At 65.3% G+C, this 22476-nt stretch carries 27 protein-coding genes; 8 read left to right on the plus strand and 19 right to left on the minus strand.

Annotated features, from left to right (window positions below; translation table 11 throughout):
* The first annotated feature begins 282 nt into the window (after positions 1–282).
* The 4 genes from BM190_RS14040 (at position 283) to BM190_RS14055 (ending at position 4189) form a co-directional block, all read left to right on the plus strand.
* Complete coding sequence (locus tag BM190_RS14040; RefSeq protein WP_018316185.1) at positions 283–1425, plus strand: type III PLP-dependent enzyme; 1143 nt, start codon at positions 283–285, stop codon at positions 1423–1425.
* 129 nt (positions 1426–1554) lie between these two features.
* On the plus strand, positions 1555–2142 hold the full coding sequence (locus BM190_RS14045; protein WP_092255536.1) for a GNAT family N-acetyltransferase: 588 nt from the start codon (positions 1555–1557) through the stop codon (positions 2140–2142).
* Positions 2143–2288: 146 nt separating this feature from the next.
* Complete coding sequence (locus BM190_RS14050; RefSeq protein WP_092255538.1) at positions 2289–2678, plus strand: RidA family protein; 390 nt, start codon at positions 2289–2291, stop codon at positions 2676–2678.
* A gap of 68 nt (positions 2679–2746) precedes the next feature.
* A complete protein-coding gene (locus BM190_RS14055) occupies positions 2747–4189 on the plus strand; it encodes a homospermidine synthase (protein WP_092255541.1) in 1443 nt (480 codons plus the stop codon).
* Positions 4190–4340: 151 nt separating this feature from the next.
* Here BM190_RS14055 and BM190_RS40405 read toward each other — a convergent pair whose 3' ends face one another.
* The 11 genes from BM190_RS40405 to BM190_RS14110 form a co-directional block, all read right to left on the minus strand.
* A complete protein-coding gene (locus BM190_RS40405; protein ID WP_026201622.1) occupies positions 4341–4670 on the minus strand; it encodes a hypothetical protein in 330 nt (109 codons plus the stop codon).
* A 99-nt stretch (positions 4671–4769) separates the two neighbouring features.
* A complete protein-coding gene (locus tag BM190_RS14065) occupies positions 4770–5486 on the minus strand; it encodes an MgtC/SapB family protein (protein WP_092255543.1) in 717 nt (238 codons plus the stop codon).
* Between the two features lie 134 nt (positions 5487–5620).
* On the minus strand, positions 5621–6640 hold the full coding sequence (locus BM190_RS14070; RefSeq protein ID WP_177237069.1) for a WD40 repeat domain-containing protein: 1020 nt from the start codon (positions 6638–6640) through the stop codon (positions 5621–5623).
* On the minus strand, positions 6640–7686 hold the full coding sequence (locus tag BM190_RS14075; RefSeq protein ID WP_092255549.1) for a CobW family GTP-binding protein: 1047 nt from the start codon (positions 7684–7686) through the stop codon (positions 6640–6642). Before BM190_RS14075 ends, BM190_RS14070 begins: the two co-directional genes overlap by 1 nt.
* Before the next feature lie 54 nt (positions 7687–7740).
* Positions 7741–8604: a metal ABC transporter solute-binding protein, Zn/Mn family gene (locus BM190_RS14080; RefSeq protein WP_018316193.1), complete on the minus strand. Its 864-nt coding sequence runs from the start codon at positions 8602–8604 to the stop codon at positions 7741–7743.
* Positions 8605–8610: 6 nt separating this feature from the next.
* The gene (locus BM190_RS14085; protein ID WP_092255552.1) at positions 8611–9480 is read right to left on the minus strand and encodes a metal ABC transporter permease; all 870 of its coding nucleotides are present in this window, start codon (positions 9478–9480) and stop codon (positions 8611–8613) included.
* A 6-nt stretch (positions 9481–9486) separates the two neighbouring features.
* Positions 9487–10242, minus strand: a complete 756-nt coding sequence (locus tag BM190_RS14090; RefSeq protein WP_177237070.1) for a metal ABC transporter ATP-binding protein — start codon at positions 10240–10242, stop codon at positions 9487–9489.
* A 2-nt stretch (positions 10243–10244) separates the two neighbouring features.
* Positions 10245–10481, minus strand: a complete 237-nt coding sequence (locus tag BM190_RS14095; RefSeq protein WP_092255557.1) for a hypothetical protein — start codon at positions 10479–10481, stop codon at positions 10245–10247.
* A gap of 43 nt (positions 10482–10524) precedes the next feature.
* Entirely contained in the window at positions 10525–11025 is a 501-nt protein-coding gene (locus BM190_RS14100) for a hypothetical protein (RefSeq protein ID WP_092255560.1), read from the minus strand.
* Positions 11022–11633: a permease gene (locus BM190_RS14105; RefSeq protein ID WP_026201624.1), complete on the minus strand. Its 612-nt coding sequence runs from the start codon at positions 11631–11633 to the stop codon at positions 11022–11024. The genes BM190_RS14100 and BM190_RS14105 overlap by 4 nt, the downstream gene beginning before the upstream one ends.
* A gap of 249 nt (positions 11634–11882) precedes the next feature.
* Positions 11883–12479 carry a superoxide dismutase gene (locus BM190_RS14110; RefSeq protein ID WP_018316199.1) on the minus strand — a complete coding sequence of 199 codons (597 nt, stop codon included), beginning with the start codon at positions 12477–12479 and terminating at the stop codon, positions 11883–11885.
* A gap of 243 nt (positions 12480–12722) precedes the next feature.
* Here BM190_RS14110 and BM190_RS14115 point away from each other — a divergent pair, with 243 nt between their 5' ends.
* From BM190_RS14115 to BM190_RS14125, 3 genes are all read left to right on the plus strand, one after another.
* Positions 12723–13250 carry a GNAT family N-acetyltransferase gene (locus BM190_RS14115; RefSeq protein WP_092255562.1) on the plus strand — a complete coding sequence of 176 codons (528 nt, stop codon included), beginning with the start codon at positions 12723–12725 and terminating at the stop codon, positions 13248–13250.
* 83 nt (positions 13251–13333) lie between these two features.
* Positions 13334–14719, plus strand: coding sequence for an MATE family efflux transporter (locus tag BM190_RS14120; protein WP_177237071.1), 1386 nt, complete (start codon positions 13334–13336; stop codon positions 14717–14719).
* Between the two features lie 106 nt (positions 14720–14825).
* Positions 14826–15260, plus strand: a complete 435-nt coding sequence (locus tag BM190_RS14125; RefSeq protein ID WP_092255570.1) for a DUF2147 domain-containing protein — start codon at positions 14826–14828, stop codon at positions 15258–15260.
* A gap of 4 nt (positions 15261–15264) precedes the next feature.
* Here the strand turns inward: BM190_RS14125 and BM190_RS14130 are convergent, their stop codons facing one another.
* The gene (locus BM190_RS14130) at positions 15265–16410 is read right to left on the minus strand and encodes a DUF3095 domain-containing protein (RefSeq protein ID WP_092255572.1); all 1146 of its coding nucleotides are present in this window, start codon (positions 16408–16410) and stop codon (positions 15265–15267) included.
* A 224-nt stretch (positions 16411–16634) separates the two neighbouring features.
* Here BM190_RS14130 and BM190_RS14135 point away from each other — a divergent pair, with 224 nt between their 5' ends.
* The gene (locus tag BM190_RS14135; RefSeq protein ID WP_092255575.1) at positions 16635–17033 is read left to right on the plus strand and encodes a hypothetical protein; all 399 of its coding nucleotides are present in this window, start codon (positions 16635–16637) and stop codon (positions 17031–17033) included.
* A gap of 4 nt (positions 17034–17037) precedes the next feature.
* Here BM190_RS14135 and BM190_RS14140 read toward each other — a convergent pair whose 3' ends face one another.
* The 7 genes from BM190_RS14140 to BM190_RS14170 all read right to left on the minus strand — a co-directional run bounded on the left by BM190_RS14140 (position 17038) and on the right by BM190_RS14170 (position 22469).
* Positions 17038–17247 carry a hypothetical protein gene (locus BM190_RS14140; protein ID WP_092255578.1) on the minus strand — a complete coding sequence of 70 codons (210 nt, stop codon included), beginning with the start codon at positions 17245–17247 and terminating at the stop codon, positions 17038–17040.
* A 126-nt stretch (positions 17248–17373) separates the two neighbouring features.
* Entirely contained in the window at positions 17374–18096 is a 723-nt protein-coding gene (locus BM190_RS14145) for an SDR family NAD(P)-dependent oxidoreductase (RefSeq protein ID WP_092255581.1), read from the minus strand.
* Complete coding sequence (locus BM190_RS14150) at positions 18089–19471, minus strand: class I adenylate-forming enzyme family protein (protein ID WP_177237072.1); 1383 nt, start codon at positions 19469–19471, stop codon at positions 18089–18091. The genes BM190_RS14145 and BM190_RS14150 overlap by 8 nt, the downstream gene beginning before the upstream one ends.
* Positions 19458–19703 (minus strand): acyl carrier protein, encoded by a 246-nt coding sequence (locus BM190_RS14155; protein WP_008543699.1) that lies wholly within the window; start codon positions 19701–19703, stop codon positions 19458–19460. The genes BM190_RS14150 and BM190_RS14155 overlap by 14 nt, the downstream gene beginning before the upstream one ends.
* 141 nt (positions 19704–19844) lie before the next feature.
* Complete coding sequence (locus BM190_RS14160) at positions 19845–21659, minus strand: long-chain-acyl-CoA synthetase (RefSeq protein WP_092255946.1); 1815 nt, start codon at positions 21657–21659, stop codon at positions 19845–19847.
* Positions 21660–21886: 227 nt separating this feature from the next.
* Positions 21887–22156, minus strand: coding sequence for a DUF3551 domain-containing protein (locus tag BM190_RS14165; RefSeq protein WP_092255584.1), 270 nt, complete (start codon positions 22154–22156; stop codon positions 21887–21889).
* A gap of 34 nt (positions 22157–22190) precedes the next feature.
* Positions 22191–22469 carry a DUF3551 domain-containing protein gene (locus BM190_RS14170; protein ID WP_026201626.1) on the minus strand — a complete coding sequence of 93 codons (279 nt, stop codon included), beginning with the start codon at positions 22467–22469 and terminating at the stop codon, positions 22191–22193.
* Between the last annotated feature and the right edge of the window lie 7 nt (positions 22470–22476).

Consider the following 22476-nt stretch of genomic DNA (forward strand, 5'->3'; position numbering starts at 1 on the left):
AACCGGCGCACCCCGCTCTCAACGGGGGACGCGACTTAAAGCAACGACGGATCGGGCTTTTTTGGTCTCTACCGGCATTCCAACGCCGGCGCGGGCTACTGAAAAGGCTTGTCCTTCATTGCCAGGTGTGCGGGCGGGAAATTCCCAACCAATCCACGGCAGCACAATTCGGTCTAGGGGTCTTTGCCCTGTCGCGTCTCCATCGTGCGGCAGCGGCGTAGCACCCTCGTCCGAGAACCACTTTGAACGAGCTCCGTCGCTGGGGCCGCTTTGGAGAGTGCTATGACCGAACGTATCCAGGAATTCCTGCGCAACCGCCGCAAGGATGGCCTCGACACCGAGCCGTGCCTCGTCGTCGACCTCGAGGTCGTGCGCGACAATTACCAGACCTTCGCCAAGGCGCTGCCCGACAGCCGCGTGTTCTACGCCGTCAAGGCGAACCCGGCACCGGAAGTGCTGGCGCTGCTGGCATCCATGGGCTCCTGCTTCGACACCGCGACGGTCGCCGAGATCGAGATGGCGCTGGCCGCGGGTGCGACGCCCGACCGCATCTCCTTCGGCAACACGATCAAGAAGGAGCGCGACATCGCGCGCGCCTTCGCGCTCGGCATCCGGCTGTTCGCCGTGGATTGCGCCGCCGAAGTCGAGAAGGTCGCCCGTGCCGCACCCGGCGCGAAGGTGTTCTGCCGCATCCTCTATGACTGCGCCGGCGCCGAGTGGCCGCTGTCGCGCAAGTTCGGCTGCGACCCGGAAATGGCCGTCGAGGTGCTCGACGTTGCCAAGCGCCTGGGCCTGGAGCCGTGCGGCATCTCGTTCCATGTCGGCTCGCAGCAGCGCAAGGTGAAGGCGTGGGACCGTGCGCTGGCGATGGCCTCGCAGGTGTTCCGCGACTGCGCCGAGCGCGGCATCAACCTGTCCATGGTCAACATGGGCGGCGGCTTTCCGACCAAGTACCTGAAGGACGTGCCGCCGGTCGTGACCTACGGCCGCTCGATCTTCCGCGCGCTGCGCAAGCACTTCGGCAACCAGATTCCGGAGACCATCATCGAGCCGGGCCGCGGCATGGTGGGCAACGCCGGCATCATCGAATCCGAGGTCGTGCTCATCTCGAAGAAGAGCGACGAGGACGAGGTGCGCTGGGTCTATCTGGACATCGGCAAGTTCGGCGGTCTCGCCGAGACGATGGACGAGTCGATCCGCTACGCCATCCGTACCCGTCATGACGGCGCGGACATGACGCCGTGCGTGCTCGCGGGTCCGACCTGCGACAGCGCCGACGTGCTGTACGAGAAGAGCCCGTATCCGCTCCCCGTCACGCTCGAGATCGGCGACAAGGTGCTGATCGAAGGCACCGGGGCCTATACGTCGACCTACTCGTCGGTGGCGTTCAACGGCATCCCGCCGCTGCGGACGTACCATATCTGATCCGCCTCTTTCTCTGAGGCCTGACGAACCCGGGAGCCGGCTTGCCGGCTCCTCCCTGACAGTTCGATCTGACGACGTCTTGGACAGGCGTGCTGCGCGCACGCCGGTTCAAGCGGGGACTGACGCGCCATGACTGCTTTTCGGAAGCCACAGATCGCCCTCACCTCGAAAGCCGCTCCGTTCGCGATCCGTGCGGAACGTGCTGTCGACGTCGCCGCCCGTGAAGCGCTGCTGGATGCCTGCTTTGGCGAGAACCGCCATGACCGCACCTGCCAGCGCCTGCGCGACGGACGCGCGCCCGCCACAGGCCTTGCCCTGTCGGCGGTGCGCGAGGGCAAGCTCGTGGGAACCGTGCGGCTGTGGCACGTCAGCGCCGGAGGCAGGCCCGCTCTGGTCCTCGGACCGCTGGCGGTGGACCCTGCCTGCCGCGAGCTCGGGATCGGCGCCGCGCTGATGCATCAAGCGCTGGCCGCCGCCCGAGCGCGCGGGCATGAAGCCGTCATCCTGCTCGGCGATGCCCCCTATTATGCCCGCTTCGGCTTCTCGGGCGAGAAGACCGGCGCGCTGGCGCTGCCCGGCCCGTTCGAGCGCGACCGGCTGCTCGCGATCGAATTCCAGGCGGGTGCGCTCGATGGCGCCGAGGGGATGATCGTCCCGACCGGCGCGCCCCTGTCCAAACGGAGGATCCTTCGCGCCCTCCATGCGCACGCGGCCTGAGGGATTGCCATGATGGCGACGACCGAAGCCGCGTAAAGCGGCAACGCTTGGCTGCGCCGTCCTGACGCCTGATCTTTCGGGGTTGCGCAGGCTCGAGAAACGCCCTTTAACCCCGCGAAACACGCCTTTCAGTCGAGGTCCGAAGCATGTCCCGTCGCCTCATCTCCACCGGCTCTCCCCTCGAGAAGACCGTCGGCTACAGCCGCGCCGTGATCGACGGCGATTTCGCCTTCGTCGCGGGAACCACGGGCTATGACTACACCACGATGACGATGCCGGCCGATGTCACGAGCCAGTCACGCAACTGCTTCAAGACCATCGAAGCTGTCCTGAAAGAGGGCGGATTCGAGATGGCCGATATTGTCCGTGCGACCTACTACGTCACCGACGCCAGCTACATCGACGCCCACTTCGCCGTCTGCGGCGAGGTCCTCGGTGACATCAGGCCGGCGGCGACGTTGCTGGTCGTCAGCGCCCTCGCCAAGCCCGAGATGAAGGTCGAGATCGAAGTCACCGCCAAGCGCCGCAGCGTCTGACAAGCGCCGCAGCGCCTGATCCACCCCTCACCATTTGTTTGCCAGCACGTTCCGGAGAAAACCATCCCATGAGCCCCGCCTCGCAGATCTACGCGAAGATCACCGGTCCCATCGTCATGGTCGGCTTCGGCTCCATCGGCAAAGGCACGTTGCCGCTGATCGAGCGGCATCTCGACTACGACAAGTCCCGCGTCACCGTGATTGATCCCAAGGACGAGGGCCGCAAGGCGCATTGCGAAAAGCACAATGTGCGCTTCATCCAGAAGGCCGTGACCCGGGACAATTACCGCGAGTTGCTGACCCCGCTGCTGACCGAAGGCGGCGGCCAGGGCTTTTGCGTCAATCTATCGGTCGACACTGGCTCCACCGACATCATGGAGCTCTGCAACGAGCTCGGCGCGCTCTACATCGACACCGTCAACGAGCCCTGGCTAGGCTTCTATTTCGACTCCTCGAAGGGTCCGGAAGCGCGCTCCAATTACGCCCTGCGCGAAGCCACGCTGGCGGCCAAGCGCGCGCGTCCCGCGGGCTCGACCACGGCGGTCTCCTGCTGCGGCGCCAATCCCGGTATGGTCTCCTTTTTCGTCAAGCAGGCGCTCCTCAACGTCGCCGCCGATCTGAAGCTCAATGCCCCCAAGCCGAAGACCAAGGCCGAATGGGCGGATTTGATGCGGCAGGCCGGCATCAAGGGCATTCACATTGCCGAACGCGACACCCAGCGCTCGAAGAAGCCGAAAGAGCCCGACGTGTTCGTCAACACTTGGTCGGTCGAAGGCTTCCTGTCGGAAGGCGTGCAGCCGTCAGAGCTCGGCTGGGGCACCCATGAAAAATGGATGCCCGAGAACGCGCGGACCCACGAAGCTGGCTGCGGCGCTGCCATCTACCTGATGCAGCCCGGCGCCAACACGCGCGTGCGCACCTGGTGCCCGACCCGCGGCGCGCAATATGGCTTCCTCGTCACCCACAACGAGTCGATCTCGATCGCCGACTACTTCACGGTGCGCGACGCATCGGGCAAGGCGATCTACCGGCCGACCTGCCACTATGCCTATCACCCCGCCGACGATGCCGTGCTGTCACTGCACGAGATGTTCGGCCGCGCCGCGAAGATGCAGGAGAAGCACCACATCCTCGACGAGAACGAGATCGTGGACGGCATCGACGAACTCGGCGTGCTGCTGTTCGGCCACGACAACAATGCCTACTGGTACGGCTCGCAGCTCTCCATCGAAGAGACCCGCGCGCTCGCACCCTATCAGAATGCCACCGGCCTGCAGGTGACCTCTGCCGTGCTCGGCGGCATGGTGTGGGCGCTGGAGAACCCGAAGGAAGGCATCGTCGAAGCCGACGAGATGGATTTCGATCGCCTGTTGGAAATCCAGCTGCCCTATCTCGGCCCAGTGAAGGGGTTCTACACCGACTGGACGCCGCTGACGGATCGTCCGGGACTGTTTCCGGAAGACATCGACACCAGCGATCCCTGGCAGTTCAAGAACATTCTGGTGCGCTGAGGGGCGCGGGCTTCGGCCCCACCACAGCTGTCATGCCCCGCGAAGGCGGGGCATCCAGTACGCCGCGGCGTCTCGGTTCAATCACTACGGTCTCTGAAAATACTGGATCGTCCGCCTTCGCGGACGATGACACCGTTGGTCTATCAGACAGCTACTTCTTCTCGATCGGCGGCGCGATCTTCTCGGCCGGTGCCGGCGGCAGTGCCGGCTTGGTCGCCGCGCCTTGTGTCTGCGGCTCAGGCCGCGCCGGCTCGGGGGCCGGCGTGGTCGGCCGGTCGCCGCCCGGCTTGGCTTCCGCGGGCACCTTGCTCTGCTCGTCAGAGGGCGTGCCCTGAAGCGGCGGTGTCGCCTGCGCCAGCTGCATCCGGCTCTCGGCGCGGATCTGCGCGATCGATATGCCCGATATAACGACACCTGCTGCGAACAGCGAACAGGCGATCAGAAGGTCGAGTTTCAGTCTGCGCTTGTCATTGACTGTCATGTCGATCACCGCCTTTGTCCGCGGGATCAACGAAATTGCCCGACCAGGGTTCCGTTCCCGGCGAGGGGGAACTGCAGCCTGCGCGCCAAAACGCCGCGCTCACTCCGTCGTGCTGACTTCCCACGTCGCGTGGCGGACGCCGGGCAGATGCTGGAGATCGGTCGCCGCCGCGTTCAGCTCGTTCGGGTCGACCGCGCTGGCGACCAGCTTGGCGACAATCTCCAGCATATCCTCGCCGAGCTCGACGACCTCGATACCCGCCACCGGATATTTCGCACCTTCGAGCTTGTCGACGAGGCGGTCGCGCATGTCGGGCAGTGCGTCGGCGGCGACCGCGAGCTTGAAATAATAGGTCGCCTCCAGCGCCTTCTCGTTCAGCGGGATGCGGTTGATGGCGTTGACCAGGGGGCGCAGCATGGTGTTGCCGGCGATCACGAACACGGTCAGCGCTGCAGCCTGCGCGATCATATCGGCACCGGCGCAGGAGCCGACCGCGGCCGAAGCCCATAGCGTCGCAGCGGTGTTGAGCCCGCGCACGTCCATGCCTTGCTTCATGATGACACCGGCGCCGAGGAAGCCGATGCCCGAGACGACATAGGCGATGACCCGCACCGCGCCGTCGGCGCCGTCCAGCTGCATGGCGAGATCGACGAAGGCGGCCGCGCCGACCGCGACCAGCACATTGGTGCGCAGGCCCGCGGTACGCTGGCGATATTGCCGCTCGGCACCGATCAGCGTGCCCAGCACGAAGGCCGTGGTCAGGCTGACCAGCGTGTCGAGGAAATCAGCAAGCTGGAAGGTCGTCAGAAATCGCATGAATGTCAGCCGCGGTAGGGTGGGCAAAGGCGCGCTCTTCGCGCGACGTGCCCATCACTTTTGCTTCGCTGAGAGAAATCGTGGGCACGACGCAAGGGCGCCTTTGCCCACCCTACGGCCGGAACCATGACGAATTAAAGCTCGAGAAGCCCGCCGTCCCCATTTTCATCGGCGAAAGCGAGCAGCGTGCCTTTCGCATTCCAGGCGATCGCTGCGACAGGGGGCGTGCCGTTGCGGCGGACCAGGATCTCGGCGCCATCCTCCAGCCGCACCATCAGCACGGTGCCGTCGCTGTAGCCGGCGGCGAGGATGTCGTTCTTCGGATGGCAGGCGACCACCGACACCCGCGCCTGCAGCGGCGCGAGCATCGCGGGCTCCTTGCCCATCGGGCCATCCTTGCTGGCGAACGGCCAAATGATGACGGTGTCGGCGCCCGAGGTCGCGAGCCCCTTGCCGCCCGCGCTCCAGGACATCGAGCGGACGCGGCCGGGATAGCCGGTCATCCGCATATGCCTGTTGTCGGCAAGCCGCCAGCCATGCAGCGCCGCCTCGTGCATGGTGGTGACCAGGAATTTGTTGTCCGGGCTGAAGGTGACGCCGAGATGCGAGCCGGCCCAGGGCAGGAATTCGGCTGATCCCGCCATGTTCGGAAACCACAGCGTCGCGCCATTGTAATGGGCGATTGCGAGCCGGAGTCCCTTGGGCGCGAACGCAAGCCCACCGACGGTCGAGGGCACCTCGAGCGACTTCTCTTCGGACTTGCCGCTCTTGACGAAAGCCGTCTTGCCGGCCGACCAGGCGTAGGAGCCGTCCGCGTGCAGCGCCACCGCATCGATCCAGCGTCGCTTGGGATCGGTGGCGAGCAGCGTCACCTCGCCCTTGGCGTCGAGCGAGACGACCTTGCCGTCGTCGCCGCCCATCACCAGGCGCTTGCCGTCGCAAGCGGTGGAGAGAATGCCGCCGCTGTGAACAGTGACCGTGCTGATCTTACCCTTGTCATCGACGAACGCGACATTCTCCTCGCCGCCGACGAAGGCGGCGCGATCCCTGAGGAAATGCACCGAGGTCACGCCCATGCCGAGCGTAACAGGCTTGACGCGATCGGTGACGGAGACGATCGAGGCGGAATCGGGGGCCGGCGAAAACTCTTTCATCACGAGACGATGCAGCTCTCAAAACCCTTGCGGATGGTTTCTTCCGGCAATTCGCGACCGATGAAGACGAGGCGGCTCTCGCGCGGCTCGCCCTCCTTCCACTTCCGCTGGTGGTCACCCTCCAGCATCATGTGGACGCCCTGGAAGACGTAGCGGTCGTCGTCGTCGTGGAAGGCGAGGATGCCCTTGGAGCGCAGGATCTTGCCGCCCTCGACCTGCACCAAATTCTGCAGCCAGGGCATGAACACGTTCGGATCGAGCGGCTTGTCGGTCTTGAGCGACAGCGACTGCATGTCCTCGTCGTGATAGTGCTTCAGGCCGTGACCGTGATCATGGTGGTGGTGATCGTGGCCGTGATGGTGGTGATCATGGTCGTGGTCATGATCGTCGGCCTCCAGGAAGTCCGGCTCGATGTCGAGGATGCGGTCGAGATCGAAGGCGCCGCGGTCGAGCACGTCGGCCAGGGCCACCGAGCAGCGCTCGGTGCGGTGGAGTTTCGCATAGGGATTGATGCCGCGGATGCGGGCTTCGACCTCGGCAAGCTCGCCCTTGCTGACGAGATCGGTCTTGTTCAGCACGATGACGTCGGCAAAGGCGATCTGGTTCTTGGCCTCGGGCGCGTCCTTGAGCCGATCGGACAGCCATTTGGCGTCGGCCACCGTGACCACGGCATCGAGCCGCGCATTCTTCTGCACGTCCTCGTCGACGAAGAAGGTCTGGGCGACCGGCGCCGGATCGGCAAGGCCGGTGGTCTCGACGATGATGGCGTCGAACTTGCCCTTGCGCTTCATCAGGCCGTCCATGATGCGCACGAGGTCACCGCGCACGGTGCAGCAGATGCAGCCATTATTCATCTCGAACACTTCCTCATCGGCGCCGATGATGAGGTCGTTGTCGATGCCGATCTCGCCGAATTCGTTGACGATGACGGCGTATTTCTTACCGTGATTCTCCGACAGGATGCGGTTCAGGAGCGTGGTCTTGCCGGCACCGAGATAGCCGGTCAGGACGGTCACGGGAATTTTCTGAGAGGTCGCTTCAGACATAACAACTCCGGACTTCGGGCTTTTCGCGCGACGCGAGGCGGGGTGGCCCCTGCCCTAGTGGTCAAGCGCGCTGGTCAGCGCCTTTATATTGTGCCTGACCATATCAATGTAAGTGGGTGCAGGCCCCTTTTCGCCGGTCAAACCGTCCGAAATCAGGGTCCCGCCGACTTTTGAGCCGGTCTCGGCCGCGATCCGCCGGATCAGCCGGTCGTCGCTGATATTTTCCAGGAACACGGCCGGTATTTTTTGGGCCTTGATCTGGCCGATGATGGCCGCGATGTCGCGTGCGCTCGGCTCGGTTTCGGTGGAGACCCCCAGGGGGGCGATGAACTGGATACCGTATTCGGCGGAAAAATAGCCGAAGGCGTCATGGGTCGAGATCACCTTGCGCCGCTCTGGCGGGATTTTCGCCACGGCCTCGCGGACCTCGCGGTCGAGCGTTTCGAGCTTTTCCAGATAGGCTTTTGCCTGGACCCGGAAGAACTCCGCATCATCCGGGGCGGCCGCCGCCAGCGCATTGGCGATATCGGTCACGTAGACCTTGGCGTTGGGGACCGACTGCCAGGCGTGGGGGTCGGCGGCCGAACCGAGCTTCAGCGGCACGATGCCGGCGCTCGCGGTGACCACCACGGCCTTGCTCCCTGCGGACTGCACGAGACGCGGCAGCCAGCCCTCCAGCCCGAGCCCATTGACGATGACGAGCTTCGCCTCCGCGACCCGCTTCGCATCGGCTGGCGCCGGCGTGTAGACGTGGACGTCGCTGTCGGGGCCGACCAGCGTCGTAACGTTGGCCCGATCTCCCCCGACGTTACGGACGAAGTCGCCGAGGATCGAGAAGCTCGCAATGACGTTGAGCCGTTCCGCGGCCTGCAACGGCGAGGCGATGGTCAGCAAGGCAAGGAACAGAAGGAAGCGCATCGCCCGTCACGCTTCCAGATGCCGGCCGGGAAACATCTGCCGGACTATGCCGCCGACGCGGCCGAACAGCACGGAGACGATGTAGAGCACCGTCGCCACGAGAATGACCGCAGGGCCTGACGGCACACGGGTCTGGAACGACAGCACGAGGCCGGCATAGCCGGAAGCCGCGGCAGCGACCACCGCGATGCAGATCATGACGGTGAGATCGCGTGACCAGAACCGCGCGATACCCGCCGGCAGGATCATCAGGCCGACCGCAAGCAGCGTGCCAAGGGCCTGAAAGCCATTGACGAGGTTGATCACGACCAGCGCCAGGAAGGCGAGATGCGCGGGACCACCGGCGCGGCTGACTGTCCGCAAGAACAAGGGATCGACGCTCTCGATCACCAGCGGGCGGTAGATCACGGCGAGCACCAGCAGCGTCACGGTGGCGTTGAAGGCCACCACCAGCAGGGTCTGGTCGTCCATCGCGAGGATGTTGCCGAACAGCACGTGGAGCAGGTCGATATTGGTGCCCTTGATCGAGACGATGGTGACGCCGAGCGCCAGCGAGGCCAGATAGAAGGTCGCGAGCGAAGCGTCCTCCTTCAGCCCGGTCGAGCGCGCGACGACGCCGGCGAGGATCGCGACGGCAAAGCCTGCGATCAGCCCGCCGGCCGTCATCGCGAACAGATTGAGCCCGGAGAGCAGGAAGCCGACCGCCGCGCCGGGCAGGATCGCATGCGCCATGGCATCGCCGACGAGGCTCATCCGCCGCAGCATCAGGAAGACGCCGATCGGCGCACCGGCCAGCGACAATGCGATCACGGCGGCCAGCGCCCGCCGCATGAACTCGAATTCGATGAAGGGACCGACCAGCGTGTCGTAGAGCATCGGTGATCACGCCGCCCGCGAGCGGGTATCGTCGGCGGCGCAGGCCGCGGCGCTGTCGTCGAACGCCTCGCACATCCGCATCGCCACCAGCAGGTTTTCCGGCGTCAGCACCTCCACCGTCGGTCCCCACGCCACGGGGCCGCGCGCCAGCACCAGCGTCTCGGTGAAATGGTTGCGCACCATCTCCATGTCGTGCAGCGCGGCGAGCACGGTGCGGCCCTCACCGTGCCAGTGCTTGACCAGCGCGAGCAGGTCGGTCGTGGTCTTGCTGTCGATGGCGTTGAAGGGCTCGTCCAGCACTATGAGCGAAGCGTCCTGCAGCAGCACGCGCGCGAACAGCACGCGCTGCATCTGGCCACCCGAGAGCGTGCCGATCGGGCGGTTCTCGAAACCATTGAGGCCGACGGAGGCGATCGCGCGCAAGATCTTCCCGCGCGCGGCCTTGCCGATGCCGCCGAACAGGCCAGTCCCGCGCCACAGCCCGGTGCCGACGAAGTCGAACACCGAGATCGGGAAGCTGCGGTCGATCTCCGCGCTCTGCGGCAGATAGGCGATATCGCGAGAGTCGAGCCCGCCGAGATGGATGCTGCCGTCGAGCGGCCGGAGGATGCCGACGATGCCGCGCAGCAGGGTCGACTTGCCGGCGCCATTCGGGCCGATCACGGCGACCAGCGCGCCCCGCGCAACCTCACCGTTGAGATGGTGCACGGCCGGATGCCGGTCATAGCCGAGCGTCACATTGTGAAAGTGGAGCGCCGCCATCGTCACCTCATCGCCAGGAAGACCACGCCCCAGAGCACGGCACAGACGGCGAGCGCGGCCCCAAGGCGCGCCGCCATGGTCATGCGCAGGATCGACCAGGGCGCCGCCTGGGCCGGATGCGGCGAGGCCGCGTCGTGGACATGGGCGTGGGTGTGGTCGTGCCCATGCGAATGCGCGTGGTCATGAGAATGGCCATGGGCATGGTCGTGATGGTGGGCGTGGGACGCGGCGGGAACCATTTCGGAACGTTATATTATAACATAACCCCTGTCCACGCCGGGCTCACGGCTTGCCGATCACCATCGCGATGGCAGCTGCCACGAAAGGAAACGGCACCGACACGGCGCAGCGGAACCAGACGAAACGGGCCGGCATGAACGGGATTTCCCACAAGATCACCCGCTGGAAGGCGAACAGGGCCCAGGCAACGACATAGGCCACCACCTGCGGCACCCCGCCGCCCGACTTCAGCGCCACTGTGCCGATGGAGAAGCCGATCACGGGCCCGCCCGGCGTTGCGGCGCCGGCGACCACGGCGGTCGCAACCCCGAGCCAGCCGCTGTCCGGCCCGAGCCAGCCGGTGATCACCTCCTGCGGGATGATCGCGGCGATGTAGCCGGAGCCGATCACACCCAGCGCGATGCGCGGCACGATGTTGATGAAATCCATCGCGCCTTCGCGCAGCGAGGCCTTGAACACAGGCGGGCCGCGGCGAAAGGCGATCAGGCCGACGCCGAACACCGAGCCCCACAACAGGATGTCGATGAAAAGCGCGGCGCTCATGCCGCGTCCTCGTCGCTTTCGCGCTTCGGATAGAGCCGGACATAGACGAAGCGGCCGAGCGCACCGGCGAGTACCGGCAGCGGCAGCGAAATCAGAATCCGCCACAGCGTGAAGTCGGTGCCCATGATCGGGATTTCCCAGGCCACCGCCCGGCCATAGCCGATCAGGGTCCAGCTCACGACCATGGCGATGGTGGCGCCGAAATCGGCGCCGACTGCGAGCAGCGCACTCGCCACGGGATAGGCAGTGAAGGGACCGCCCGGCAGGATCGCGCCGAAGGCGGTGCCGATCAGCAGCCCCATCAGGCCGGATTTCGGTCCGAGCGAGCGCGAGACCTTTTCGTGCGGCAGGATCTCCGAGATGAAGGCCCCGAGCAGGCAGCCGGCGAGCACGCGCGGCAGGATGCCTGAGAATAGCGACAGATCGTGGGTCAGAATGTCGAGAACACCGTCGGTGCCGTCACGCCGCCAGACCAAGGTCGCACTCACCGCGACCAGCGCGGCGATGATGATCGTCGACCAGCCGATCGGCTTGCGGACCCGCCCCGGCCGCGGTTCGGACTCCGCGTCCTCGGCAGGCGCCGGGTTCTTCGGGGAAGGTTCTGACAACGGGCTCGGTCGCTCGAGGGTGATGCCGTTCCTGATTAAGGGCGGCGTCCATTCGATGCAAACAGTACGATGACAGACCGGTGCGCGCGCCACGCAGGGCAATTCCGCACAGCAAAAAGGCGGCCGCGCGAGCGACCGCCTTTTGTTTTCTGTCATTCCGGGGCGCACGAAGTGCGAGCCCGGAATCTCGCGCCACAACTTCTGGATTCCGGGTTCGCCCTGCGGGCGCCCCGGAATGACAACGAGGCCTTACGCCTTCTCGAGCAGGGACTCGACGTATTCCCAGTTCACGAGGTTCTCGACGAACGCCTTGAGATAATCGGGGCGGCGGTTGCGGTAGTCGATGTAATAGGAGTGCTCCCAGACGTCGCAGCCGAGGATCGGGGTGGCGCCATGCACCAGCGGATTCTCGCCGTTCGGGGTCTTGGAGATCTCGAGCTTGCCGTTCTTGACCTGGAGCCAGCACCAGCCGGAGCCGAACTGGCCGACGCCGGCCGCCTGGAAGTCGGTCTTGAACTTCTCGAAGCCGCCGAGGTCCTCGTTGATCTTCTTCTCGATCTTGCCCGGCAGCTTGGTGCCGCCGCCATTGGGCTTCATCCAGCTCCAGAAGTGGATGTGGTTGTAGTGCTGGCCGGCATTGTTGAACACCGCGGGGTTCTTGCCGAACGAGCCCTTGACGATCTCTTCAAGGGACTTGCCTTCCCATTCGGTCCCCTTGAGCGCGTTGTTGCCGTTGGTGACGTAGGCCTGATGATGCTTGTCGTGGTGGAATTCCAGCGTCTCCTTCGACATGAACTGGCCGAGGGCGTCATAGGCGTAAGGGAGGGGGGGCAGCGTAAAGGTCATGGGATGTTGTCCGCGACTGATGGGGAACTGGCTTAACGGGGACTCTTATAGAAGGTTCCACCGCCGTTAAATACCTCAGAATTTGCGAAAAGACGTGATGCCACGGCTTGGCCGGATTGCATAACTTCGCAGCACCGAGGGACATTCAACCCGGGCCGATCGCCGGCCGAAGAATATCGTTGCCTTTGAACCGGTTATGACAGAACGAATGAACCGCGCAGCCGCGTTGCGAGAGACAAATCCATGAGCATCGAGATCGACATTTTGAACGGCGACGCCTCGTGGCCGATCGCGGAGCCGTTGCTCAGCGCGGTCTGGGCTCAAGACGCAGCGGAGAAGCCGGCCTGGGCTCACGTCAAATGGGCCAATGCCGACCTGCGCGTGCTGATCGAGACGCCCGAGGACGGTCTCGTCTGCCATGTCGGCATCTACTTCCGCACCGTTATCTGGAACGGGCAGAAGGTCCATATCGGCGGCATCGGCGGGGTCTGCACCCGCGAGGACCGGCGCGGTCGCGGCTATGCGACCGTAGCGATCGACGCGGCGGTTCACACCATTCGCGCCAATGAGGCCGTTCGCTTCGCGCTGCTGTTCTGCGAACCACACAATTTTTCGTTCTACGAGACCCGGAGCTGGCTGCCCTTCAAGGGCGAGGTCTATTGCGAGCAGCCGGAGGGGCGGATCCGCTTCACCGCCATGGCGCCCTACGTCTTCAACATCGTCCGCGCGCCGACGCTGGGCACCATCGACCTATGCGGCCTGCCGTGGTGACCCCTGCGTGGAGTGAGGGCTGCCGCAGGGGCTCGGCCGACCTATAATATGTCGAGCATCATCTAAAATTCCGCCCGGTGAACATGACGATCGACGCCCCTGCAGACGCCGTCCCGCCGATTGCGCCGGTCGCCTCCCCGATCGCCAGCCTGCTGACGGCCCCGATCCTGCCCACGCTGCTGCGGCTCGCGATCCCCAACATGATCGCGATGGTCGGCAGCACTTTAGTTGCGATCGCCGAGACCTCCTATATCGGCCGGCTCGGCACCATTCCGCTCGCCGCGATCGCGCTGGTGTTTCCGTTCGCGATGCTGACGCAGATGATGAGCGCGGGCGCGATGGGCGGCGGCGTTTCGTCCGCGATCAGCCGCGCGCTCGGCGCAGGGGATCGTGACCGCGCCGCGACGCTGGCGCTGCATGCCGCCATCATCGGCCTCTGCGGCGGGCTGTTCTTCACGGTGATGATGCTCGTCTTCGGCCGCTCCTTCTTCACCCTGCTCGGCGGGCGCGATCGCGTGCTCGAGGAGGCCAGCGGCTATTCGCAGGTGCTGTTCTCCGGCGCGGTCGCGATCTGGCTCGTCAACACGCTCGCCTCGGTGATCCGCGGCACCGGCGACATGCGCCTGCCCTCGATGACGCTGATCGGCGCCAGCGTGCTCCAGATCGCGCTCGGCGGCACGTTGGGGCTCGGCCTGTTCGGCGTGAAGCCCTTCGGCATGCCGGGGGTCGCCAGCGGCCAGTTGATCGCGTTCACCTGCGCCGCGATCTTTTTCCTCTGGTATCTCGCGTCCGGCCGCAGCCGGCTGCCGCTGAATATTCGCGCGTTTCATTTCGAGCGCGCGATGTTCCTGGACATCCTCAAGGTTGGTGCGGTGGCCTGCCTGTCGCCGCTCCAGACCGTGCTCACCATTTTGATCTTCACCAAGATCCTGGCCACGTTCGGCACCGAGATGCTGGCCGGCTACGGCATCGGCTCGCGGCTGGAATTCTTGCTGATCCCAATCACCTTCGCCTTCGGCATCGCATCGGTACCGATGGTCGGCATGGCGATGGGCGCCGGACAGGTGAAGCGCGCGCGGCGTGTGGCCTGGACCGCCGCTGCAGCTTCCGGATTGACGGTCGGCCTGATTGGCCTCGCCGTCGCGCTCGCTCCATCGCTATGGGTCGCACTCTTCACGCGCGATCCCGGCGTCACCGCCGCCGCGCACAGCTATTTCCACTGGGCCGGCCCGACCTTCGTGTTCTTCGGCATCGGCGTGTCGCTCTACTTCTCCTCGCAAGGCGCGGCGCGCGTCGGCGGCCCCGTGCTCGCTTCCACCGCGCGGCTTCTGATCGTCGCGATCGGCGGCGTCGTCCTCATGATGACGCAGGCGCCGGCCTGGACCTTGTTCGCGCTGGTCGGCGGCGCCATGGCGGTGTTCGGCCTGTCGACTGCGGCCTCGGTCGCCTTCGCGCGCTGGGACAAATGATCGCAGGTCCCAACGCAGGCAAATGAACGCAGGAATGTGATTCCAGCCAGCGTTGCACTATCCCGCCGGGCTGCTATGGAGGCTCTCCATTTTCGGGGCCTCTTCCATGACTTCCAGATTCGCTGCTCTCATCGTCCTTCTCGCTGCGCTGCTCGGCGCGCCGGCCGCGCATGCGCAGAGCGCCGATGGGACATGGCTGACCCAGGCGGGTGATGCGCGCGTCAAGATCAGCAAGTGCGGCGGCGGCATCTGCGGCGTCGTCGCCTGGCTGCGCGAGCCCTATGACACCGCGACCGGCCAGCCCGCCACCGACAGCAAGAACCCCAATCGCGAGCTCGCCAGGCGCCCGATGATCGGCCTGCCATTGTTCAGCGGCATGCAGCCGTCAGGTCCGAACAAATGGTCCGGCCAGATCTACAATGCCGACGACGGCAGTACCTATGCCAGCAGCATCTCCGTGACGGGAGCGGATTCGCTGCGGGTCGAAGGCTGCGTCGGCGCGCTCTGCGGCGGCGAGACCTGGACGCGGGCGGGACGCTGACGCTTCACGCCACCATCGCCTTCAGCGCCGTCGCCGCCGAGGCGTAGCCGCCCCGTGCGCCATCGATGAAATGGACGTGATCACTGCGCAACGCCGACGGCGTGAAGCAGGTCATCATGGCGGCGTCCTGCTGGTAGAGACCGTAGCGCACGATACCCTCGCGCGCAGCCGCCGCCAGACGGTCGCTCAGCGCGCGCTCGAGCTGCGGCGTGCAGTCGAGGATCATGCGCAGGCCGTCGTCAAATTTCCTGAAGTCCGAGTTCTCGACCACCTGACGCCTGTAGACGTTGGGCACGAAGCCGCCGACGTTGAGGTCGAAGCGCATGATCAGATAGACGAACAGCGTATAGGCCAGCACGCTGGCGCGGCGCGCGAGCAGCGGACCACCGCGCCTGGTGCGGGCTTCGTATTCCAGCCCCTGCGGCGGCCATTTCAGCGGCGGTCCCTGCGGCGGCACCGGGCGGGCGCCGTCCGGGCTGCGCTCGACGAGATGGATAATGTCCTCGATCACCTTGCGGAAGGCATGCGGGTCGGCGCCGCGCGCCGGCATCACCAGAACCGAGAGGATCAGCCCACGTGAGGCCGGTATCACCTCGAAGCGGCAGGACAGGCCCGAGAGATCGGGCTGCGTGCCCGCCGGCGCTGCCGGCACGGCAAATTCCCCGCGCTTCATTGCGGCATCGGCGAAGGCGAGCCCGCCGCCCGAGAACATCGCATAGGACAGGTTAGCCGACGGCCCGAAGCGCGCGACGCGCACGTCGAGGCCCTGCGCGCGGATGGCGCTGACCGGCACCAGCGCGACCCGCATCGTCAGATCGAGATCTTCCCGCACCCAGGTCGCGGTTGCCGCCAGCGCCTCTCGGGCAGGTTCGAGGTCGCCTGGCGCAACCGCAAAGCTCGCGCCGTCGCCGCCGAACACGAAGGGGAATTCGCGTCCCTCCAATGCGTTCGTCACCGCCGCGATCACGGCGGCGCCGGCCATGTTCACCGCCTTGTAGCGCTGCGCCGCGATCGCCTTGGTGGAATCGACGATATCGGCAACGCCGATGCTCCAATCGTCCGGCAGCGGCACATAGAGCGCAGGGTCCATCAGGCTGGTGAAGCCGCGGAAGACGGGAATGCCGCCATAGAAGGATTCGCCTGAGGTCATCGGGGATGCCGGATGGTTGGAATGCAAAACAAATACGTGGCAGGATCGATCCGGGTTCGCCGGCCGGCGGCCCTTTCAATCATTGGCCGAAACGGGCCAGGACAACAAGATACGGCAACAACAAGGTGAGGCCGCGTTGCAATACCGCAGCGGGTCATTGATCGGAATCAAGCGGCCGGCCGGGGAGAACGGCTATCGTTGGCCAGCTCCAACGGTTGCATGGGATGATCCAGGTGTCAGACTTCGGCAGCAAGGATTCCACCTCTCCCGTCCGCCGGCGCACGGGCATCGACCCGATCAGCGCGGTGAAGATGCCCGAAAGACTGACGGCAGCCGTCGATGCTTGGGCTGAAGCCCATCAACTGACCCGCTCGGATGCGATCTGCAAGCTGATCGAGCTGGGCCTGAAGATCGCGCCCCCGGTCCACTCCTCGGCGCATCCGATCGCATCGGACGCCACCAGGATCGAAGAGATCGCGGTCCACGAGATCGAGACGCTGCTCGATCCGGCATTGCCCGTGGACGAACGCGACCGCCGCATCCGCCGCCTCACCGAAGGGCCGCCGGAATTTTCACATGAGCGGATTGACCTGCCGAAAGACCCGCCGAAGCACCGGACGTGAGCTGCTAATGCAGCTTCTCGTCCTGACGCTTGCGCAAGCTATCGAGAGACGCATCATGGCAGCCGACCAGGCGCACGAATTGCTGCGGGTACATTTCGTGACCATGACCGCCGGAATTCTGGTGCGTCATCGGCGGGCAACGGGCATCGTCCTGCTTCGCGCGGGATTGCTCGGTCCGGCCCTGATTTGAAGCGGTCATGCTGGGCATGGTCATGGACTGCTCCTTGTCGATTAGGGCAGATCGATTGACGTAACCCAATCGATTGCGGGGCATCTTACGACCAAATCCGGCTGGATGTCATTGTGCCGGATCAACGCAATCATGACGGCGGAGTTCCGCCTAGGCCGTATTCCCCGCGTCGACAGTAAACACCGTCCCGGTGACGTTGCGGCCGCCTTCGCCCAAGAGATATTCTACCATGCGCGCGACGTCGTCCGTCTCCGGCAGGCGGCGCAGCGCGCTGCGGCCGGCGATGCGCTTGCGCGCCTCGTCGGACAGATTGTGCGTGAGCTCGGTATCGATGAAGCCCGGCGCGATCGCGTTCACGGTGATGCCGAGCTTGCCGACCTCGCGCGCCAGCGAGCGGGTGAAGCCGGTGGCAGCCGCCTTGGTCGCGCCATAGACGGACAGGCCGTTATAGCCGGTGGTCGCGATGATCGAGGAGATGTTGACGATGCGGCCCGCGCCGTCGGCCATCATCTGCCGCGCGACATATTTGGTGAGGATGATCGGCGACAGCACGTTGAGCTGCACCAGTGCCTCGATCTCGGAATTATGCATGGTGGCGAGCAGGCCTTCGGTGCCGAGGCCGGCATTGTTGACGAGGCCGTAGGTCGGGCCGAACTCGTCGCGCACGAGTTTTGCAAAAGCCGGAATGGCGTCGATCACGGCAAGGTCGCAGGCGCGGAAATGCAGGCGCCCTTCGGACTCCGCAATCGCGGCCTTGAGCTCTTCGCTCTCGCGCCGGGCGGCCGCGACCACGTTGTATCCGGCGCCGGAGAGGCGCTTGCCGATCGCAAGGCCGATGCCGCGGCTGCCGCCGGTGACGAGGACATTATGCATCGGTGCGCGCCAGTTTTCCGGCCGGGGTGACGTCGAGCGCCTCGACGAAGCGGATCACCGCCGGCACCTTGTGGGACGCGAGCTGCGCGCGGCACCGCTCCAGGATCTGGTCGCGGATCTCTTTCGCGCGGGCGGGATCGGTGCCCTCGGTGAGGATCACATCGGCGACCACGATGCCGCCGGTGATCGGGCTCTTGCGCGATTTGGCCCGCGACATCCGCGCGTCGGGATGGCGGTTGATGACCGCCTCGATTTCTTCGGGGTGGACCTTCAGTCCGCCGATATTGATGATGCCGCCGCGGCGGCCGACGAAATAGTAGCGCTCGCCGCGCAGCTCGACGATGTCGCCGCTGTCGACAAATCCGTCGTCATCGGTGAGCGCGGCAGCATTGCGGCCGACATAGGCATGCGCGGTGCGCGTCGAACGGATACGCAGCGACCCCTCGACCACTTTCATCTCGACGCCGTTGCGATTGCCGAGATAGTCGGCCGGAAAGCCTTCCAACCCGTCATTGACGGCAAAGCCGACGCCGGCTTCGGTCGAGGCATAGGCGTGACCGACGGAGGAATTGGGGAATGCCGCCTTCAGCCCGTCGAGCACCGCCTGGTCGGCGATCTCACCGGAGAGGCGGACGTAAGCGGGGGCGAACTGCGCGGCCGAACCGCTCATCAGGAGCTTGCGCCAGTGCGAGGGCGTGCCGGAGATGTGCGAGACGCCGCGCGCCTTCAGCCGCGCGACGTGATCACCGAGCGTCTCATGGGGATCGGACAGCACCATCGAGCCGCCGGAAAGGACGGCGCGGAGGAAGATTTGCAGGCCGCCATAGCGGCGGATGTCATAGAAGGTCGCCCAGACCGGCGCCGGGCCGCGCGCGGTGCCTTCGGCAACGATCGCACCGGTCAGCGCCTCCAGCGTGTGGCCGGCGATCTTCGGCACGCCTGAAGTGCCCGAGGTGAGCATCAGCCATTCCGTCGCGCGTTCGGTCTTGGCCGGCGCGGTGGCTTCGAGCGGCAATTGCGCGGTGACGATGAGCGGGACGCCAGTCCCGGCCCAGCGATCGGATTCGTCGGTCACGACGGCGTCGATCTCGGCATCGGCGATCAATGCCTCGAGATGCGACGGATTGAGATCGGGCGGGCACAGCAGCATGCGACGGGCGATGCCGTCGAGCTCGATCATGGCAAGACCCGACCGGAGCTGGTCGGACAATTTGAGCAGCACGGAGCGGCCGGACAATTCGCGCAGGCGGCCGCCCAGGACCGACTGCGACAGGATATCGGTCAGCGACATGCAGGTTTGCGCGTCCGACAGCGTACGGCCGGTCAGCTCCGCGCCGAGATGGTCGCGAAGCGCAAAGATCTCACGCGGGGACATTTTCGTAGGCCCGCACGAAATCGCCCACCGTGGCGGGAAACGCTGCGTCCTCGGAGATGGTGAAGGGGTCGACGCCGGTCTCGTCCTCGAGGCGCGCGACCAGGATGGCGAAGGCGAGCGAGTCGAAACCCGTCTCGTGCAGCGACAGATCGTCCGAGAGCGCGGGAAGCGTGACGTGCTGCTCTTTGGCGATCTGCTGGATCGCGTCAATGACCTTAGACCTTACCGACATGGCTGGCTCGCTTTGTTATCGTTGGTGTTGCGGCGGCTCTTGCTGGCCGCCTCCCCATGGCCGTCTGTTTACCCGACAGAAGTAAATGGCTTCTTGGACAATTCAGATAAAATTGGACCTATCTGCGGATTTTGGCGGGATTTACAGCCTGATCGAGCCGTCCACGATTCGCGCATGGGCCTCGGTATCGAGCGCCACATAGGCCCCGGACTTCGGGTCTGTCATGAACAGTGGATCGGAGATCGCGGCGGGATCGAAGCCTTCCCGCGACAGATCGCCCTTCTTCTGCTTGAACGTCTCGGTCGCATCAATCTCGCTGGAGATGCGAATGAAGACGGGACGCGCATAGGCCGGTAGGCGTTGCGCCAGATGTGCGGGCAATGCCGCGATGTCGAAGCCTTCGTTGACGACGATCGCGCTCATGCCGGCGCGGCCGTCCGCGCCGGGGATGCTGACGCCGTAAGTTGTGGCATCGACCACGCCGGTGAAATCGCGCATCGCGTCATTCACCTCCGAGGTCGCGACATTCTCGCCCTTCCAGCGGAAAGTATCCCCGATCCGATCGACGAAATGGAAGAAGCCCTTGTCGTCGATCCGCATCAGGTCGCCGGTGCGGAACCAAGCGTCGCCCCTGGTAAAGACATCGCGAAGAATCTTCTTCTCGGTCTCGCCGGTGTCGGTGTAGCCCTCGAAGCGCCCGCCGCCTTCATCGGCGGTGCCGATGCGGCCGATGGCTTCGCCGGCCTCACCACGGGCGCAGGCGAGGCAAAACCCCTCTTCGTTGCGCAGCGGCACGCCGCTGTCGGGGTCGAGCTTGACGAGATTGGCAGGGAAGCGATGCGCCAGCAGCGGTGGGATGCGACCGATCGCGCCGGGCTGCCCCTCGACGTTGAACAGCGAGAAATTGCCTTCCGTCGCCGCATAGAATTCGAGGATGCGCGGAATGGCGAAACGCGCCTGAAAGTCTTCCCAGATGTCACCGCGCAGGCCGTTGCCGCAGACGAGGCGGAGACGATGCCGGTTCTCATATTCCGACGGCGCCGCCTTGAGCAGATAACGGCAGAGCTCGCCGATATATTGAAACAGCGTGCAGTCATGGCGCACGATGTCGGACCAGAAATGCGAGGCCGAGAATTTCTCCGCGATCACCACCGAGCCGCCCGCAGCGAGCATGCTACAGGGCGCGACGATGCCGCCGACCGAGTGGAACAGCGGCAGGCAATCGTAGAGCCGGTCTTGCGGGCTCGCGCCGGTGAGGCCGGCGAACCAAAAGCCCCAATTGAGAATGCGGCGGTGGCTGATGCTGGCAGCCTTCGGCAGGCCGGTGGTGCCCGAGGTGTAGATCAGCAGCGCACGGTCATCGATGGTGACCTCGCCGTGCTCCTCCGGCGACAAAGGAGCGTCGTCCAGCGCCGCGAGGGCGACGTCGATGGCGCGCTCGCTGCGGGCATCGCCATGCGTCCAGACCTTGGCCTGCGTCTTCAGGTGCGGCGTCGCGCTCTCCAGCATCTGCGTCAGCTCCTGCGCAACGATGATATGCGAGGGCTTTGCGACATCGAGGCAATGCGCGAGCGAGGGTCCCACCAGCCTGGTGTTGAGCAGCGCCGCCACACCGCCGATCCGGCTGATGCCGAGCCAGGCCGCGACATAATCGATGCCGTTCGGCATGATCAACGCGACCGTATCACCCTTGGCCACGCCGGCCGAGCGCGCCCAGCGCGCGTAGCGGTTGATGCGCTTCGACAAGCCTTCATAGTCGAGGCTTGCTTCGTCGGTGATCAGCGCGACGCGGTCGGGCTGGCGCTGCGCCCAATCGTCGATGACGTCGGCGAACAGACGCCCCGGCAGCGTCTCGATCCGCGCCGTGAGCTCGATGGCCTTCAGCCATATCTTTGAAGCCGAAGGCGCGCGCGCGACTTTTTGTCGTTCGATGACACCGGGGGTCATGCCGTTGATTCTTTCGGGCCGCCTGCTGACATCAGGCAATCTAGCCCCCGCGCCCTGCCCAGGTGTTAAGAGACAAGGTAAAACTCTGTTAGGGCGCGGTTAACTCTAGTGATCCTTACCGCCGCACGGCAACGCCGGTGAGTTCGGCGGCGTGGTGACGGTCGAGACCGATCGCGCTGGCGCAAGGTGGTCGAGCTGTGGGGGCAGGAAGGAGTAGCGCGCAGCACCTGCCGACGCTAGCCGCTACGCCTGTAGCGCAAGTACGGCGGCGGCGCGTGAACCGGATAATACGGATTGAGATCGCAGATCGCGGATCGGCCATAAGCCGTGGCGCGGCACTGCGGCAACGAGGTGAAGGAGCAGTCGTACCACTCCCCACCTCCCCCGTTTGCACCTGAATAAACGTGCATGCAGACGGGATAGCGCGGATCAAAAGTCTGCGCATGCGACGGCGCGGCTGCGAGCACCGCGCCGGCGGTCACGATCATTCCGAACGAGAAACGCATGAACTGTGTTCCGGTACGAGGCATCGCGGATTCGCTATTGCACCTTCTTGTGACGCCGGCGCGGCTGCGGCGGCTGGTCGAAGGCGTAGTACGGGTTGACGTCGCAGCTGGCCGCGCGGCCCGACGCGCTCGCGCGGCACTGCGGCAGCGAGGTGAAGGAGCAGTCGAAATAATCGCCGCCACCACCGGTAAAGCCGCCGGGCGTATAAACGTGCATGCACACCGGGTAGCGCGGATCGTAGGTCTGGGCGCTGGCATCTGCCGCGACGAACAGCGCGGCAATCGCGGTGAGGGTCAAAATCGACAGGCGCATGGACTTA

It is taken from the genome of Bradyrhizobium sp. Rc3b, from assembly GCF_900114915.1.
In the GTDB taxonomy this organism is placed as follows: domain Bacteria; phylum Pseudomonadota; class Alphaproteobacteria; order Rhizobiales; family Xanthobacteraceae; genus Bradyrhizobium.

Coding starts and splice junctions, on each gene's coding strand:
- BM190_RS14125 (WP_092255570.1), top strand. CDS start 14,826: ATGACTTCCAGATTCGCTGCTCTCATCGTCCTTCTCGCTGCGCTGCTC.
- BM190_RS14050 (WP_092255538.1), top strand. CDS start 2,289: ATGTCCCGTCGCCTCATCTCCACCGGCTCTCCCCTCGAGAAGACCGTC.
- BM190_RS40405 (WP_026201622.1), bottom strand. CDS start 4,670: ATGACAGTCAATGACAAGCGCAGACTGAAACTCGACCTTCTGATCGCC.
- BM190_RS14135 (WP_092255575.1), top strand. CDS start 16,635: ATGATCCAGGTGTCAGACTTCGGCAGCAAGGATTCCACCTCTCCCGTC.
- BM190_RS14040 (WP_018316185.1), top strand. CDS start 283: ATGACCGAACGTATCCAGGAATTCCTGCGCAACCGCCGCAAGGATGGC.
- BM190_RS14155 (WP_008543699.1), bottom strand. CDS start 19,703: ATGTCGGTAAGGTCTAAGGTCATTGACGCGATCCAGCAGATCGCCAAA.
- BM190_RS14070 (WP_177237069.1), bottom strand. CDS start 6,640: ATGAAAGAGTTTTCGCCGGCCCCCGATTCCGCCTCGATCGTCTCCGTC.
- BM190_RS14095 (WP_092255557.1), bottom strand. CDS start 10,481: ATGGTTCCCGCCGCGTCCCACGCCCACCATCACGACCATGCCCATGGC.
- BM190_RS14145 (WP_092255581.1), bottom strand. CDS start 18,096: ATGCATAATGTCCTCGTCACCGGCGGCAGCCGCGGCATCGGCCTTGCG.
- BM190_RS14165 (WP_092255584.1), bottom strand. CDS start 22,156: ATGCGTTTCTCGTTCGGAATGATCGTGACCGCCGGCGCGGTGCTCGCA.
- BM190_RS14130 (WP_092255572.1), bottom strand. CDS start 16,410: ATGACCTCAGGCGAATCCTTCTATGGCGGCATTCCCGTCTTCCGCGGC.
- BM190_RS14075 (WP_092255549.1), bottom strand. CDS start 7,686: ATGTCTGAAGCGACCTCTCAGAAAATTCCCGTGACCGTCCTGACCGGC.
- BM190_RS14140 (WP_092255578.1), bottom strand. CDS start 17,247: ATGACCATGCCCAGCATGACCGCTTCAAATCAGGGCCGGACCGAGCAA.
- BM190_RS14170 (WP_026201626.1), bottom strand. CDS start 22,469: ATGCGCCTGTCGATTTTGACCCTCACCGCGATTGCCGCGCTGTTCGTC.
- BM190_RS14055 (WP_092255541.1), top strand. CDS start 2,747: ATGAGCCCCGCCTCGCAGATCTACGCGAAGATCACCGGTCCCATCGTC.
- BM190_RS14085 (WP_092255552.1), bottom strand. CDS start 9,480: ATGCTCTACGACACGCTGGTCGGTCCCTTCATCGAATTCGAGTTCATG.
- BM190_RS14045 (WP_092255536.1), top strand. CDS start 1,555: ATGACTGCTTTTCGGAAGCCACAGATCGCCCTCACCTCGAAAGCCGCT.
- BM190_RS14080 (WP_018316193.1), bottom strand. CDS start 8,604: ATGCGCTTCCTTCTGTTCCTTGCCTTGCTGACCATCGCCTCGCCGTTG.
- BM190_RS14120 (WP_177237071.1), top strand. CDS start 13,334: ATGACGATCGACGCCCCTGCAGACGCCGTCCCGCCGATTGCGCCGGTC.
- BM190_RS14065 (WP_092255543.1), bottom strand. CDS start 5,486: ATGCGATTTCTGACGACCTTCCAGCTTGCTGATTTCCTCGACACGCTG.
- BM190_RS14115 (WP_092255562.1), top strand. CDS start 12,723: ATGAGCATCGAGATCGACATTTTGAACGGCGACGCCTCGTGGCCGATC.
- BM190_RS14090 (WP_177237070.1), bottom strand. CDS start 10,242: ATGGCGGCGCTCCACTTTCACAATGTGACGCTCGGCTATGACCGGCAT.
- BM190_RS14100 (WP_092255560.1), bottom strand. CDS start 11,025: ATGAGCGCCGCGCTTTTCATCGACATCCTGTTGTGGGGCTCGGTGTTC.
- BM190_RS14110 (WP_018316199.1), bottom strand. CDS start 12,479: ATGACCTTTACGCTGCCCCCCCTCCCTTACGCCTATGACGCCCTCGGC.
- BM190_RS14150 (WP_177237072.1), bottom strand. CDS start 19,471: ATGTCCCCGCGTGAGATCTTTGCGCTTCGCGACCATCTCGGCGCGGAG.